Below are 13,826 nucleotides of genomic sequence, written 5' to 3'. Positions count from 1 at the left end.
CGGCCGTGCAAGGCGGACGCGGCTCGGAGCGCTGAACGAGGTGCTGGTAGTACCGGTACATGACCACGAGCAAGGCGTCCGCGACCCCGACCGTGCCAGATCTGCGGGTGAGGGACGTGGTCGGCGCCTATCTGCGAGACCAGGTCGACGTCGTGCTGTTCCAGGACGACAGGGTGCGCCGCCGCGAGGCGGACGCGCTGCGCAGACTGCGGGTGGGCATCCGCAGGCTGCGCAGCGGGCTGGAGGCGTTCCCGCGCTTCCTCGACCCCGACCACGCGCGGCTGGTGGTCGCGGAGCTGTGCTGGTTCAACACGATGCTCGGCGACGCCCGCGACCTGGAGATGGTGCAGGCGAGGGTCAGCGGCCAGATCGGGATCACCCCGCCCGACCTGCTGCACGGCCCGGTCGCGGCGCGGGCGGACGCGTTCTTCGCGACCAGGCGCGCCGCGCTGCACGAGCGCGTGGTGTCCACGCTGGACAGTGAACGGCACCGCGAGCTGACCAAGGCACTGGAACGCATCTTCGACACCTACTCGCCCGAGGCGGACCTCCCCGCGGACCGGGCGCTGCCGGGCGCGGTGGCCCGCGCGTACCGCCGCCTGGAGTCCACGATGGCGGCGCTCGCCGAGTTCCGGCACCCGGGCCCGGACCGCGACGAGGCCCTGCACGACGTCCGCAAGGCGGCGAAGTGCGCCTGGGACGCGGCCATGGCCACGGCCCCGGTCTGCGGCCGCCCGGCGGCCCGCTTCGGCAAGCAGATGCGCGAGCTCCAGCGCTTCCTGGGCATCCACCAGGACAGCGTGGTCTGCCGCCAGCTCCTGCTCGCGCTGTCCAACGAGGCAGAGGAGCACGGCGAGAGTTCGTTCACCTACGGCCTGTTCTACGCCAGGGAGGAACACCGGGCGCACGACATCGAACACCGCCTCCCCGGCGAATGGCGCGAGCGCACCCGGGGCAAGCACCGCCAGTGGCTGACCCCGTGACACCCGGCGGCCGGTTGCCGTAGCGGGACGAGCACCGACGCCCGACCCGCGTCGCTCACCCCACACGGCTCCGGCCGCCCGGCCAGCCCTTCACCGCACCACCACGCCTTCACCCGCCGGCGCCCGAACCTCCCCCGGCTCCGCACTGCGGCGTGCGCGCAGACGTGGGCTGGCGTGGTCGGGGTTCTCGCGTTTTGTAGGCTTAATGCGAAAGAGAGCGCTTTCATCTCGCATTAAGCCTACAAAACGCGGAAAACGGGGGGCGGGGCGCGCGGGGCGGGCTCCGGGCGAAGGGGCGACCGGTGAGGTGATGTCGCCGCTTGCGGGGCTCCGCCGAACGGGGAATCCGGCGCAACCGTCAGGTGCGGGGGCGGAGGCGGCGGGAGAGGAGTTCGGTGAGGCCGCCGGAGCGCTCGGCCAGCGCGCGCAGCGCCGCTTCGAACGGTCCGGCCGACTCCCCCAGTGCCGCCCGGAGGTCCGCGTTGACCTCCGCTCGCGCGCGCCTGCCCGCCTCGATCAGCTCGCGGCCGCGGTCGGCCAGCTCCACGAGGCGGTTGCGCTGGTCCGCCTGGTCGGTCACGCGGCGGACGTAGCCCGCCCGCTCCATCTCCGCCGTCAGCTTCGAGGCGCCCTGCGGGCTCATGCCGAGCTTCACCGCCAGGTCGCTGACCCGCGCCGGGCCGAGCAGCAGGTGCTGGAAGACGAAGCCGTGGCTGTCCCGGACGTCGGGGAAGCCCCGGTCCGCGAGCGCGGCGCGCACCTGCCGGTCCACCCCCGCCGACAGCGCCGTGAGCAGCAGGACCAGGTCGTTCTCCGGGTTCACGGGACAAGGGTATTTACGCAACCTCAGTTGCGCAACTATGGTTGAGCAATGATCGACGGACAGTGCGACCCGGCCTTCGAGCCGGTGCGGGAGGCGTTCGCGGCGGGATTCGCCGGCGACGAGCTGGGCGCCGCGGTGAGCGTGCGGGTCGACGGGCGAGTGGTCGTGGACCTGTGGGGCGGACGGACCGCGGAAGGGACGCCGTGGGGAGCCGACACTGTGGTCAACCTCTTCTCCGTGACCAAGGGCGTCGTGGCGACCGTCGCGCACCGGCTGGCCGCGCGCGGCGAGCTCGACCTGGACGCGAAGGTCGCCGGGTACTGGCCGGAGTACGCCGCGCACGGCAAGGGCGGCACCACCGTTCGCGACCTGCTCGGCCACCGCGCCGGGATGCCCGCGCTGCGCGAGGAGCAGCCGCCGGGCTCGCTCTACGACTGGAGTGCGCTCACCACCGCGCTCGCCGAGGAGCCGCCGTGGTGGGAACCCGGTAGCCGTCACGGCTACCACGCGGTGACCTACGGGTTCCTGGTCGGCGAGGTGCTGCGCCGGGTGAGCGGGAAGTCCGTGCGGGAGCTGGTGGTCCGCGAGCTCGGCGTGGACGTCCACATCGGACTCCCGGAGTCCGAGCGGCACCGGCTCAGCGGCGTGGTGCTGGGCGCACAGCCCACCGAGCCGTCACCGGCGCTGGCCGCGCTGGCCGACCGGGACTCCATGACCCACAAGGCTTTCGCCAATCCCCCCGACCTCACCTCCGCCGACTTGACCGGCACGAGCTGGCTCGACGCCGAGGTTCCCGCGGCGAACGGGCACGGGACCGCGCGGGCGCTCGCGGAGCTGTACGCGGGCACGCTGGGCACATCCTTCGTGCGCCAGGCCATCGAGCCCGTCAGCGACGGGGCGGACGAGGTGCTGTTCGGGCATTCGCGGTTCGCCAGCGGCTACATGCTGCCCAGTCCGATGCGGCCGTTCTCGCCGGGGGCGAGCGCGTTCGGGCACCCCGGCGCCGGTGGGGCGCTCGCCTTCGGCGACGTCGACGCGGGGCTGGCGTTCGGGTACACGCCGAACAGGCTGCGGACCTCGGTCTCCGGCAGCGACCCGCGCTGGGACCGGCTGGTCGGCGCCGTCTACTCCTGCCTGAGCTGAGCCGCAGCGGCCGTGACCACGTGGCGCAGGACGACCGTGGGCACCAGTGCTCCGACGGTGAGCGCACCGATGAAGGTGCCAGCGGTCCCGTCCATCTCCTTCGCCTCGGCGTCACCGGCGGCGCCGGAGATCAGGCCGCCGAACTCCGTGCCGCCGTCCGGGGTCTCGCCGGTGCGGTCGAGGCCGACGCTCACCACGGTCGCCCCCGGTCTGACGTGCTTGGCGGTGATCAGGCCGCCCTCGCCGACCGCGGAGACCAGCACGTCGGCCCCTGCCGTGACCGCCGCGAGGTCCGGGGTCCTGCGGTGCGCGAGCGTCACCGTGGCGTCGGCGGCCCGGAGGTGGATCGCCATCGGCAGTCCCGCCGTCGCCGCCCCGGCCACCACGACGGCCCGCGTTCCCGCGAGCGGGATCTCCGCGTGGCGCAACAGTTTCATGACCGCGACCGGGACCGCGGGGGAGAAAGCGGGCACCCCCTGGGAGAGCCTGCCCAGCGACACCGGGTTGGCGCACTCGACGTCCTTGGCCGGGTCGATGCGCTCACCGAGCCCCTCCGCGCCGAGGAACCCCTCGGCGAGGCTCAGCCCGTGCACCCCGGGGTCGGCGGAGAGCTCGGTGAGCCGGGCCGCGAGGTCGGCGGCGGGGGTGTCGATGGGAAGCGGGTACGTGCGGACGTCGATGCCGAGCTCATCGCCGTCCCAGCTCAGCTGCTCGCCGTAGAGCACCCCGGCCGGGTCCTCCTGGGGGACGAGCACCGCCAGCAGCGGCCGGACGGGCAGCGCGGCAGCCGCGTCGGCGACCTCGGCGTAAAGCGCCTCGGCCACCGGAGCGCCGTCGATCACCCGCATGGTGCACCCTCTCCCCGACCGTGCCCGAAAGTACATGCACGGTCATGGATATCAGGTCACGAGACGCTCACGAAGCCGCTTTCGTAGGCGAGGATCACAGCCTGGGTGCGGTCGCGGGCGCGCAGCTTCGCCAGCACGTTGCCCACGTGGGTCTTCACCGTCTCCACCCCGACCACCAGCTCCGCCGCGATCTCGGCGTTGGTCAGACCTTTCGCCACCAGCCGAAGCACCTCGCTCTCCCGTTCGGTGAGCTGGGCCGAGACGAGGGAGTCCCCGCGCCCGCCCGCGCGCCGCCCGGCGAGGGAGCGGATCGCGTTGGGGAACACCAGCGAGTCCCCGCTGGCGACCGTGCGCACCGCCTGCACGATCTCGGCGGGCCGGGCCCGTTTGAGCAGGAAGCCGCTTGCGCCGGCGCGCAAGGCTTCGTAGACGTAGTCGTCGTTCTCGAAGGTCGTGACCACCAGGATCTTCGGCGGCTCGGCCATGGTCGCCAGCAGGTGGCGGGTCGCCTGGATGCCGTCGACGGCGGGCATCCGCACGTCCATCAGCACCACGTCCGGACGCAGCGACCGCACCAGCGAGACCACCTCGGCCCCGTCCGCTGCCTCCCCGACCACCTCCAGGTCCTCCTCGGCACCCAGGATCGCCCGCAGCCCGGTGCGGATCAGGTCCTCGTCGTCGACGAGCACGACAGTGGTCTTCGGAGCGGTCATCTCAGTCTTTCCCCCAACGGCAGGGTCACATCGACCCGCCACAGTCCATTGTGTTCCCCGGCGGAGAACCGTCCACCCAGGACGGTCACCCGCTCCCGCATCCCGGCCAGTCCCCTGCCGCCGCCGCGCGAGGCCCCTGCCGAGGCGACCGGATTGGTCACCGCCAGCTCCAAGCACCCGTCCAGCGCCGCGATCCGCACCCGCACGTCCACCTCGCCCGCGTGCCGCAGCGCGTTGGTCAGGCACTCCTGCACGATCCGGTAGGCCTCCCTGGACACCGCGGGCCGCACACGGCCGATGTCGCCGACGAGCTCGGCATCGACCCCCGGTTTGTCCAGCAGCGAACGGACATCGGCCAGCGTCCGCTGCGGAGTGGTCGCCGCCGCGCGCTCGTCCCGCAGCAGCCCGAGCACGTGGTCGAGATCTTCGAGCGCGGCGCGGCCCGCGTCCTCGATCGCCACCAACGCCTTGCGCACGAACTCCGGGTCGTTGTCCAGCACCAGCCGCGCCGCGCCCGCCTGCACCGTGGTGATCGTGAGCGCGTGACCGACGGAGTCGTGCAGCTCCCGCGCGAGCCGGTTGCGCTCGGCGAGCTGCTCGGTGCGGCGTTCCAGCTTGGCGATGCGCTCCTCCTGCGAGGGGCCCAGCAACGCAGGCGCGAGTCTGCGCATCAGCACGCCCAGCCAGAAGATCACGTACAGCGCGGCGGCGAGGAGCCCGAGCCCCGTCGGTACTCCCCACCACGCGGCGGCGCCGGTGGGCAGCTCAACAACCCCGTTGTCGGAGAAGATGATGCGTTGCTCGGGAACCAGTGGCGCGATCAGCATGGCGGCGCCGAACGTGGGCACCAGCAACGTGATCAGCGCGACCACCCCGCCCGCGAGCAGGTGCACCAGGAACCAGCCCGCCGTGCGCCAGCGGGTGCGCCAAGAACGCCCGTCCTCGGCGGAGTAGTCCGGCAGCGGCACGCCGAGCAGCGCGCGCACGGCGACGATCTCCACCATCCGCACAGCCGGGATGAAGCCCGTGACCACTGGCGGGACCGCAACGGCGAGCACCATCACCAGTGCCTTGACCGGCTGCCACGGGAACCATCCACCGAGCACCGTGCCGATGCCGAGGTCGAGACCGGTGAAGGACAGCAGCAGCGCGCCACCCGGTAGCAGCAGGATCCATGACCGGAAGGTGAACCGGCTGACCAGCGGGCTCAGCACGCGTCGAAGGACTCCGGTCACGGTGTCGATCCTGGCAGACCGCGCGACGCGCCGTCTCCCTCTCGCGGGGGAGGTGATCGGCACCATGGCGGGAGCCGCGCCGCACCTCCGTGGCAGCAGGCTCGGTCGTGGTGATCGGCCTGGGCTTCGAGGGGTGCCCAGGCCGGACCGGGAGGAGGAGTGTGACGGGAGAGCCGGATCTGCGTGGTCCACTCGCGACGATCGCCAGCCAGGGCGCTGTCGCGCTCGCGCTCCTCTACGCGAGCCTGCGGGCGTACTGGGCGTTGGGTGGCCAGACGCTGCGGGACTCGGTCGGAGTCACCGAACACGTGCTGAGCGACCCATGGCTCTCCCCGTGGGGTCTCGTGGTCGCCGCGGTGGTGGCCGCGCTGCTGCCGCTCGGCCTCGCCAGGAGGTGGCGAGCGCTCCAGGTTCCGGCGTGGATCGTCGTGCTGGTGCTGGCGTTGCGGGGGTTCTCGGGTCTGTTGCTGCTGTACCCGCTGCGCGACCTGGTCCCGCCGATGAGCGGAGCGGCCGATCTGGCGTTGGCGGTGTACTCGCCCGTCTTCCTGTTGTGGGCCTTCCTGCTGGGCACCGTCGCGGTGCTGGCGCGGACGGATGCCGCAAACGAGAGATAATCGGCGCATGCCGCAGGAGATCGCCCAGACCCTCGACCGCGGGCTCCAGGTCCTCCAGCTGCTCGGGGCCGAAGCCGGCGGGCTTTCCGCGACCGACGTCGCCGCGCGGCTCGGCGTGCACCGCTCCATCGCCGCCCGGTTGCTGGCCACCCTGCTCAACCGGGGCTTCGCCGCGCGGCGCGGGGACGGGCGCTACGTGCTGGGCACCGCGCTGGTCAGCCTGGCCGGACTGGTCTCGGCCGACCTCGTCGGCGCGGCGACCCCGCTGCTGGCCGAGGCCGCCGAGCGGCTCGGGCTGACCGCCGTGCTGCACGTCGCCGACGGCGCCGAGTCGGTGGCGCTGGCCTCGATCGAGCCCCGGCACGCCGACTTCCACGTCGGCATCCGGCCGGGCAGCCGCGCGCCGCTGACCGTGGCCGCGAGCGGGCTGGCGATCCTGTCCGGGCGGCCCGCGGTGGCCGGGGAGCGCGCCGAGGTCACCGAGGCGCGGCGGTGCGGCTTCGCGGTGACCACCGGCGAGCTGCTGCCCGGCTTCACCGGCATCGCCGCCCCGGTTCTCGTCGGCGGCCCCGTCGAGGCCAGCGTCGGCATGATCGTGCCCGTCTCCAGGGCGAGCGAGCGGTCGGGAATGGCCCGCGAGGTCGTCGCGCTGGCCGCGCTGGTCGCCGCCGCTGTGCGCTGACGCGCCGGAGGAAGAAAGCAGCTACACCGGCGTTCTCCATTCCGCCATCTCGATTCTTGGAACCAGCGGGCATTCGGCCGTGACGCCGGGCGCGCTGGAGCCGACGAGCTATTTCGCGTCCAACCGGGGACCCCGGGCAGCCGGACAGCGCGGCCGGACTGTCGCCTTGCCTGTCCGGGACTGTCCCGGACAGGCAAGGACCTTGTCCTCACTGCGCCCCGTCAGCAGGATCGCCTGAGGCCGGGGACGGCCACCCTGTTCACACCTTCCCGGAACGCTCTGCGACACATTCCGGGAATCTTTGACGAACCGCACTCCTCATTCCCCACGGACCCGTCGCCATATTCGACGGCCCCGTTCCCACGCTTCCCGGACGGCGGTCCGGACGATTCCTCCCCCTGTCGTCCGGACCGCTGCCGATGCGGAGCACGCCTCCTCACGAAGGGATCACTCGTGCCACCGACCCGGCACCGGTCGCCCCTGACCGCGCACACCACCGACGCTCCCCCCGCCGTCACTGACGTCGTGATCATCGGCGGCGGCCTCTTCGGCGCGGCCTGCGCGTACTGGCTGGCGCGGGCGGGCAGGCGGGTCACCGTGCTGGAGGCGGGCAGCCTCGCCTGCGGGGCCAGCGGCTCGGGCGCGGGCCTGGTGGTGCCGACGACACCGGAGCCCTTCGAGCAGGCGACGCACCGGCTCGGCACGCGGACGGCGAGGCTGGTGCTGCGCATCGCGGAGAAGGGCTTCTCCTTGCTGCGCAAGGCGAGCGAGTCCGACGGAATCGAGTGCCTGCTGCGGGACAACGGGCACATCCAGCTCGCCGTCGGCGGCACCCAGCTCGACCGGCTCGCCGCGCACGAGCGGGCGCTGGCGGCCGAGGGCGTGCGGACCGAGTGGCTCAGCCCGCGAGACCTGCGCTCCTCGGTCAGCACCCAGATCGCGGGCGACGTGCGCTGCGGCCTGCTGCTGCCGGGCGGCGTCGTCGACCCGACGCTGCTGGTGCTCGCGCTGACCAGGGCGGCGATGGACAACGGCGCCACGGTGCACACCGGCACGGCGGTGATCGAAGTCAGGCAGGCGGCCAAGGGTGTGCGGGTGATGACCACGCGCGGGATGGTGCGGGCCGAGGCGGCGGTGGTCGCGGTCAACGCGTGGGCCGGCCACCTGGTGCCCGAGCTGAAGCAGGTGGTCACACCGGCCCAGGCGCAGGTGCTGGCCACCGACGTGCTGCCGCCGGTGTTCGCCACCGGCATGTCGGCGGCGGTCAGCCCGGACGGCGAGTACTGGCAGCAGACCAGGGACGGCCGGGTGATCCTCGGCGGCTGCCGGGTGGCGGACGGCCCCAACGGGGTCTCCGCGCTCGACCGCGAGCCGGAGGACGCGGCGCACTCGGGGCTGCTCGGCGTGCTGCCCAGGCTGTTCCCCGCACTCGGCCCGATCCGGGCGATGCAGCGCAGGGCCGCCCCGATCGCCCGCACCGCCGACCACCTCCCGGTCGTGCACCGCGCCGACGAGAACATCTGGGCGGCGGGCGGCTTCAACACGCATGGCACGCCGCTGGCGATGGCGCTCTCGCGGGCGCTGGCCCTCGCGGTGCCGTCGGGCTGGGCCCCCGCGGAGCTGGCCCCGTTCGCGCTCACCCGGCCCAGCCTCCAGGCCGCCTGACCTCGCGGCGAAACGCTGCCACGGGTTGTCAGGTTTCACCCGGAGCATCTGTCGTCGTCAAGCGAAGAACGCGACGGAGGAAATGGGACATGCGACTGGACGGCAAGATCGCCGTGGTGACCGGGGCGAGCAGGGGCGCGGGCCGCGGCATCGCCGCCGTGCTCGGTGAGCGTGGGGCCACTGTGTACGTGACCGGGCGCTCCAGCAGGGACAACGGCAGTCCGACCGGCCGCCCGGAGACCGTCGAGGACGCCGCGGAGGAGGTCACCGCGCGCGGCGGCCGGGGCATCGCGGTGCGCTGCGACCACACCGACGACGACCAGGTCAGGGCGTTGTTCGAGCGGGTGCGCGCGGAGTCGGGGCGGCTGGACATCCTGGCGTCCAACGCCTGGGGCGGCTACGAGAAGCAGGTGCGGCAGCAGAAGGCGTGGGAGCTGGACCCCGCGCACCTGGACCTGATGCTCGACGCGGGGCTGCGCGCGCACATGGTGACCGTGCAGCTGGCCGCGCCGTTGCTCACCGAGACGCGCGGCGGCCTCGTCGCGTTGACCACGTGGGCGGTCAGCGACGACTACGCCAAGAACCAGAACCTCTACTACGACGTGGTGAAGACGGCGATCAACCGGATGCCGGTGGGGCTGGCCGAGGACTTCGCGCCGTACGGGGTGACCGCGCTGGCGGTGTCGCCGGGCTGGATGCTCACCGAGGCGATGCGCGAGTTCATCACCGAGGAGCAGGCGAAGCTGACCGAGTCCCCTGAGTTCGTCGGGCGCGCGGTGGCGGCGCTGGCGGCGGACCCGGACCCGTCGCGGCACTCGGGCACGGTGCGCACGGTGGTGGAGCTGGCTGACGACTACGGGTTCACCGACCTCAACGGCCGCCCGTCGAGCCTGTGGTGGGACTCCTACCTCAAGGGCGTGAACCTCGCGGAGGAGGTGGGGTAGGCCGAGGCCCCGTCGAAGCGGTTCGCCCTTCAGCCGAGGGTGATCGCCTCAACCGCCGCGAGCGCGTCGGCGGGCTCCATCGTGGTGCCGTGGTCCACGCCCACGTGCCGAGCCCGCACGACGCCCTGGCGGTCGAGCACGAAGGTGGCAGGGACGGGCTCGCCGGACAGCTCCCGGCGCAGCCCGAAGTCGGCGAACACCCGTTGTTCGACATCGCCGAGCACGTCGAGCGACCGCCGGTGCTCGTCCTCTGTGGACAGTGTGGGGACCGGCGGCCGGGGGCTGATGGTGATCAGTGCCGCGCCGAACTCGGCGAGCTCCGGCAACGCGCGCAGGTAGGCGCGCAGCCGCACGGCGCAGCAGGAGCACCCCTCGCTCCGGCAGAAGATCAGCACGACCGGACCGGTCCGCAGCCGCTCGGCCAGCCGGACCAGGCGGCCCCGCGCGTCGGGCAGCGTGAAGTCCGGGACGCGCGCCCCGAGCGGCAGGCCGATGTCGGCGAGCGGGAAGACCTCAGCGACCATGCCCACTCCTGACCGATTATCGGTTACGGCGTTCGACTATCAGTCGAATAGTACGGTCAGCGCGGGGCGAGGTCCATCCGCTGCGTCCGCGACACCACGGTCAGGTTGCCGGGGCGCGCGGAGAAGACCACGTCCTCCGGCATCGGCCGGAGCTCCGGGACGGAGGGCAACCCGTAGCGGTGGCCGACCAGCCGCAGCGGCAGCTGCCCGCTGCCCCGCACCCGCAGCTCCACCTCGATGCCATCGGCCGGAACGCCGATGAAGCTGAACCCCCAGTTCCACGGGTCGCGGGAGAGCAGGCTCCTGGTGAGCTTGCCCATCCGCACGTCCTGCACGGTCGCGTCGAGGATCGTGTGCTCAGCGGTCTCCGCGTAAACCGAGACCCGTTGCGCGCCACCGGAAAGCACCTGAAGCCGGAGCACCGCCGCGTCCTGTCCGTTGTCCCGGTAGGACCGCAGGACGGTGACGCGCGGCGCCTCGACCGCCGCGAGCGAGGCCCGTCCGCCCTTGTAGGACAGGAGCGAACCGGGAGTCGCGTCCTCGGCGAGCACGGCCAGCTCGGCGTCCTCCGTTCCGCCGACGTGGCGAGCGGTCCACGGCAGCGGGTCGGGGTCGTAGCTGATCCAGAACGCCTTGCCGACATCGGCCTCCATCGCGTAGATCAGGCTCGTCTGCCGGGGGTTGTCGTGGTCGACGCGGTCCAGCACGGAGCCCGCGACCACCAGCGCCACGGCGAGCACGGCGGCACCGATCGGCAGCAGCGTCGGGCGGCGCGGCCGGAGGAGGTCCAGCAGCGGCAGCGCGGTGGCCGCGAGCACCCCCGCGGCGACGAGGGGCGGACCGGCGAACGCCAGTCCCCGCGAGGTGAAGTCGACCAGCGGGACCATCACCACCGCGGCGGGCAGCGAGGCCGCCGCGAAGGCCATCCGCGACCAGAACGGATCGTTTCCGCCCCAACGGAAAGCGGCCAGCACCGCGACACAGCCGAAGATCAGCGGCAACGTCGTCACGTACGCCGCGCCCGTGACCAGGAACGCGCACACCGACGACAGCACGGTCAGCCAGGCCCAGACCCCGAGCACGACCTCCTCGGTGGACCACCACCGACGGACCCGCAGGTACCAGACCACCGTGAGAACCAGGCTCAGCACGAGCAGCCCGGCCTGGTAGAGCTCCGGGTGGTAGGTGGTCCCGGTGCCGATGTGGGCGTAGTCGGGCTTGATCCGCTTGAGCAGCAACCACGCCAGGTGCGCGAGCGCGTTGGTCACCACGACCGGCAGGACGAAGGTGCTCGCGGCGAGGCCGATCGCCCCCAGTCGGGCACCGCGCCGCCGCGCGGCGACCCACACCACCGCGACGAAGAGCACCGCGGCGAGCACCGCGAGCGGGACCACCAGCCAGTTCGGGTAGCTCAGCAGCGCGCCGAGCGCGGTGAAGTACGTCGACGCACCGCGCCGGTACTCGGCGAAGTCCTTGTCGCCCAACGACTTGGCCAGCGAGAGCGCCTTGTCGCCGTGGTCCTGGACGCTGCCGGGGCTCACCGCGGCGAGGGTGTCCGCGCCGGTGTGGTTGCGGGCGGTGTCCTCGGTGATGGCGAAGCTCAGCCCGGGGAAGTTCGCGCGGCGGAACACCGCGAAGTCCGACTCCTCCGGCGCGATCCGGCGCAGCGGCGCGGTGAACGACCACGCCAACGGTCTGTCCACTTCGGACAGACTGGGCAGCAGCCAGGAGCTCGCCCGCCCGGTCTCGACCAGGGTGGACGGGCCGGAGGTGCCCTTGGCGTCGAAGTTGAGCACCACGGTGCGCCTCGGGTCGAGCAGGTTCGCCGCGGTGAACGCCTGCGCGCCGAGCTGTCCGGCCTCCTTGCCGTCGGTGAACAGGATGTCGACGTCGTTGCGCGGCCGGGGACCGCTCAGCAGCGCCCGTGCCGCCTCCAGGATCGCGGCCACTCCGGCTCCGCCGTCGGCCGCGCCCGGTCCCTTCGGCGTGGAGTCGTAGTGCGCCACCAGCAACACGGTTCCCGTGCTGGCCCGCCCGGCGATCCGGGCGTGCACGTTGCGCACCTCGCCGAAGTTCGTCTGCCGGTTGGTGGTGGCGCGCTGGACCGTCGGCTCGACGCCCAGCGAGCGCAGTTGCCCCAGCAAGTACTCGCGCACGTCCGTGTGCTCCTGCGAGCCGATCGGATGCGGGCGGGAGCTGATCGCGGCGAGGTGCGCCATGGCCCGCTCGGCGGAGAACGCGGTCGGCGCGGCGCTCGCGGGCACCGGCGCGGGCGGGCTGATCCCCATGAGCGACACCGTCACCAGTGCGGCGAGCACCACGGCGAAGCCCGCGGCGAGCCCTCGACGCACGGTCCGGCCTCGATCTTCAGGGCCGCCCATATCCCCCTACCCGTTCGCGAACACCACTGACGACGACGGTAGCGGTACCGCGGAAGCCGTGCTGTGGGGACCGTCAGCTCGCGGCTTCGGACAACTTCGGTGAACCGGCGAGCGACACCAGCCGCGTGGCGATCTCCGAGGGCGTGGGCAGCGCGCGCAGCTCACCGCACACGGCGGTCGCGTTCACCGCGAGCGCGCGGTCGGCGATCAACCGCTCCAGCAGGTCGGCGTCGACGTTGGCCGGCTCGGCGACCAGCGCGACCCCACGCCGCCGCAGGACCTCGGCGGAGACGAAGTGGTCAGCCCCTCGGGGCAGCACGAGCTGCGGCAGCCCGGCGTCCAGCGCGGCGAGCGCGCTCGCGGCCCCGCCGTGGTGCACGACGGCCGAAGACGCCCGCAGCAGCAACGACAACGGAGTGGCCCCGCCGACGCGCACGTTGCCGGGCAGGCCTCCCATCATGTTCGCCTCGTCACCCGGCATCACCAGGACCAGCTCGACGTCGAGACGTTCGGCCGCGACGAGCAGCCGCCCCACCTCGCCGAGCCCGCTCAGCGCGGGCAGCGCGGTGCCGACCGCGACCGCGATCCGGGGCCGGGAAGGCGGCTCCAGCAACCACTCCGGCAGCAGCCCGCCACCGTCGTTCGGCACGGGGCGCATCGGCCAGCCGCCGATCCCGCCCATGCTGGGCGGGACGACGCTGAGCACCGCCGATGGCGGGGCGAGCGCGCGGACGCCGTAGTGCTGCGGGGACGCGTTCATGGCCGAGACGACGAGACGGCTGGTGTTCACGGAGTCGGTGAGGTTCACGCCGTGCTCCACCCATGGCACCCCGACCACGGCGGCGGCGAGCGGTCCGGCGCCCTGAGCGGCCGTGCACACCACGAGGTCCGGGGCGAACCGCTCGGCCACCCGCACCGCCGCGGGGGCCATCACCTCGGCGAGCTCGGCCCGCACCCGGCACAGCGGGTCGAGGTCGGCGGGAATCCGCGCGGAGGTGGTGACGTGGCGCAGCAACGGATCGGAGCGCAGCCGCCGCACCACCGCGCCGAGGTCTGCCTCCGGGGCCAGGTCCACCGCGGGCAGCCCGCACGCGGCCAGCACCGCCGGCCCGCCGTCGCGGCCGTGCCCGGCGGCGGCCACCAGCACCTCGTGCCCGGCCGCCCGCAGCGCCACCGCCGTGGAGACCAGGGGCAGCACCTGGTCCGCCCCCGCCGACGCCGCGAACATCACCCGCATGGGCCGCCCCCTCCCCGTGGATGATCGCCAG

At 73.1% G+C, this 13,826-nt stretch carries 13 protein-coding genes; 6 read left to right on the top strand and 7 right to left on the bottom strand.

The genetic code is table 11. The features are described 5' to 3' along the window. Positions 1-59 precede the first annotated feature (59 nt). Positions 60-983 carry a CHAD domain-containing protein gene (locus tag ACFFQA_RS32590; protein WP_377860634.1) on the top strand — a complete coding sequence of 308 codons (924 nt, stop codon included), beginning with the start codon at positions 60-62 and terminating at the stop codon, positions 981-983. A 358-nt stretch (positions 984-1,341) separates the two neighbouring features. Here ACFFQA_RS32590 and ACFFQA_RS32585 read toward each other — a convergent pair whose 3' ends face one another. Continuing rightward, entirely contained in the window at positions 1,342-1,806 is a 465-nt protein-coding gene (locus ACFFQA_RS32585; protein WP_377860632.1) for a MarR family winged helix-turn-helix transcriptional regulator, read from the bottom strand. Between the two features lie 48 nt (positions 1,807-1,854). Between ACFFQA_RS32585 and ACFFQA_RS32580 the strand changes: the two genes are divergently transcribed. Then, the gene (locus tag ACFFQA_RS32580; RefSeq protein ID WP_377860630.1) at positions 1,855-2,949 is read left to right on the top strand and encodes a serine hydrolase domain-containing protein; all 1,095 of its coding nucleotides are present in this window, start codon (positions 1,855-1,857) and stop codon (positions 2,947-2,949) included. Here the strand turns inward: ACFFQA_RS32580 and ACFFQA_RS32575 are convergent. Genes ACFFQA_RS32575 through ACFFQA_RS32565 form a run of 3 tightly spaced genes read right to left on the bottom strand, consistent with a single transcriptional unit; the run spans position 2,931 to position 5,745 of the window. Beyond that, a complete protein-coding gene (locus tag ACFFQA_RS32575) occupies positions 2,931-3,797 on the bottom strand; it encodes a tetrahydrofolate dehydrogenase/cyclohydrolase catalytic domain-containing protein (RefSeq protein WP_377860629.1) in 867 nt (288 codons plus the stop codon). The two genes, ACFFQA_RS32580 and ACFFQA_RS32575, sit on opposite strands and share 19 nt — an antisense overlap. A gap of 56 nt (positions 3,798-3,853) precedes the next feature. Then, complete coding sequence (locus tag ACFFQA_RS32570; RefSeq protein WP_377860627.1) at positions 3,854-4,510, bottom strand: response regulator; 657 nt, start codon at positions 4,508-4,510, stop codon at positions 3,854-3,856. Then, on the bottom strand, positions 4,507-5,745 hold the full coding sequence (locus ACFFQA_RS32565) for a sensor histidine kinase (RefSeq protein ID WP_377860625.1): 1,239 nt from the start codon (positions 5,743-5,745) through the stop codon (positions 4,507-4,509). Before ACFFQA_RS32565 ends, ACFFQA_RS32570 begins: the two co-directional genes overlap by 4 nt. A gap of 161 nt (positions 5,746-5,906) precedes the next feature. Between ACFFQA_RS32565 and ACFFQA_RS32560 the strand changes: the two genes are divergently transcribed. The 4 genes from ACFFQA_RS32560 to ACFFQA_RS32545 all read left to right on the top strand — a co-directional run bounded on the left by ACFFQA_RS32560 (position 5,907) and on the right by ACFFQA_RS32545 (position 9,653). Next, positions 5,907-6,362, top strand: coding sequence for a hypothetical protein (locus ACFFQA_RS32560; protein WP_377860623.1), 456 nt, complete (start codon positions 5,907-5,909; stop codon positions 6,360-6,362). Positions 6,363-6,369: 7 nt separating this feature from the next. Then, on the top strand, positions 6,370-7,044 hold the full coding sequence (locus ACFFQA_RS32555) for an IclR family transcriptional regulator (protein ID WP_377860621.1): 675 nt from the start codon (positions 6,370-6,372) through the stop codon (positions 7,042-7,044). A gap of 453 nt (positions 7,045-7,497) precedes the next feature. Then, positions 7,498-8,709 carry an NAD(P)/FAD-dependent oxidoreductase gene (locus tag ACFFQA_RS32550; protein ID WP_377860619.1) on the top strand — a complete coding sequence of 404 codons (1,212 nt, stop codon included), beginning with the start codon at positions 7,498-7,500 and terminating at the stop codon, positions 8,707-8,709. 89 nt (positions 8,710-8,798) lie between these two features. Next, the gene (locus ACFFQA_RS32545) at positions 8,799-9,653 is read left to right on the top strand and encodes an SDR family oxidoreductase (RefSeq protein WP_377860617.1); all 855 of its coding nucleotides are present in this window, start codon (positions 8,799-8,801) and stop codon (positions 9,651-9,653) included. A gap of 29 nt (positions 9,654-9,682) precedes the next feature. On the opposite strand, the gene ACFFQA_RS32540 is transcribed toward ACFFQA_RS32545, so the two are convergent. The 3 genes from ACFFQA_RS32540 to ACFFQA_RS32530 form a co-directional block, all read right to left on the bottom strand. Beyond that, positions 9,683-10,177, bottom strand: coding sequence for a peroxiredoxin family protein (locus ACFFQA_RS32540; RefSeq protein WP_377860615.1), 495 nt, complete (start codon positions 10,175-10,177; stop codon positions 9,683-9,685). A gap of 56 nt (positions 10,178-10,233) precedes the next feature. Further along, positions 10,234-12,528 (bottom strand): M28 family peptidase, encoded by a 2,295-nt coding sequence (locus ACFFQA_RS32535; RefSeq protein ID WP_377860613.1) that lies wholly within the window; start codon positions 12,526-12,528, stop codon positions 10,234-10,236. 103 nt (positions 12,529-12,631) lie between these two features. After that, positions 12,632-13,795: a nucleotide disphospho-sugar-binding domain-containing protein gene (locus ACFFQA_RS32530; protein WP_377860611.1), complete on the bottom strand. Its 1,164-nt coding sequence runs from the start codon at positions 13,793-13,795 to the stop codon at positions 12,632-12,634. Positions 13,796-13,826: the final 31 nt, after the last annotated feature.

The sequence above is a fragment of the Allokutzneria oryzae genome (assembly GCF_042429765.1).
GTDB classification, from domain to species: Bacteria; Actinomycetota; Actinomycetes; order Mycobacteriales; family Pseudonocardiaceae; genus Allokutzneria; species Allokutzneria oryzae.
Note: the sequence above shows the minus strand (reverse complement) of the source record. Positions and strands in the feature narration are given on the sequence as shown.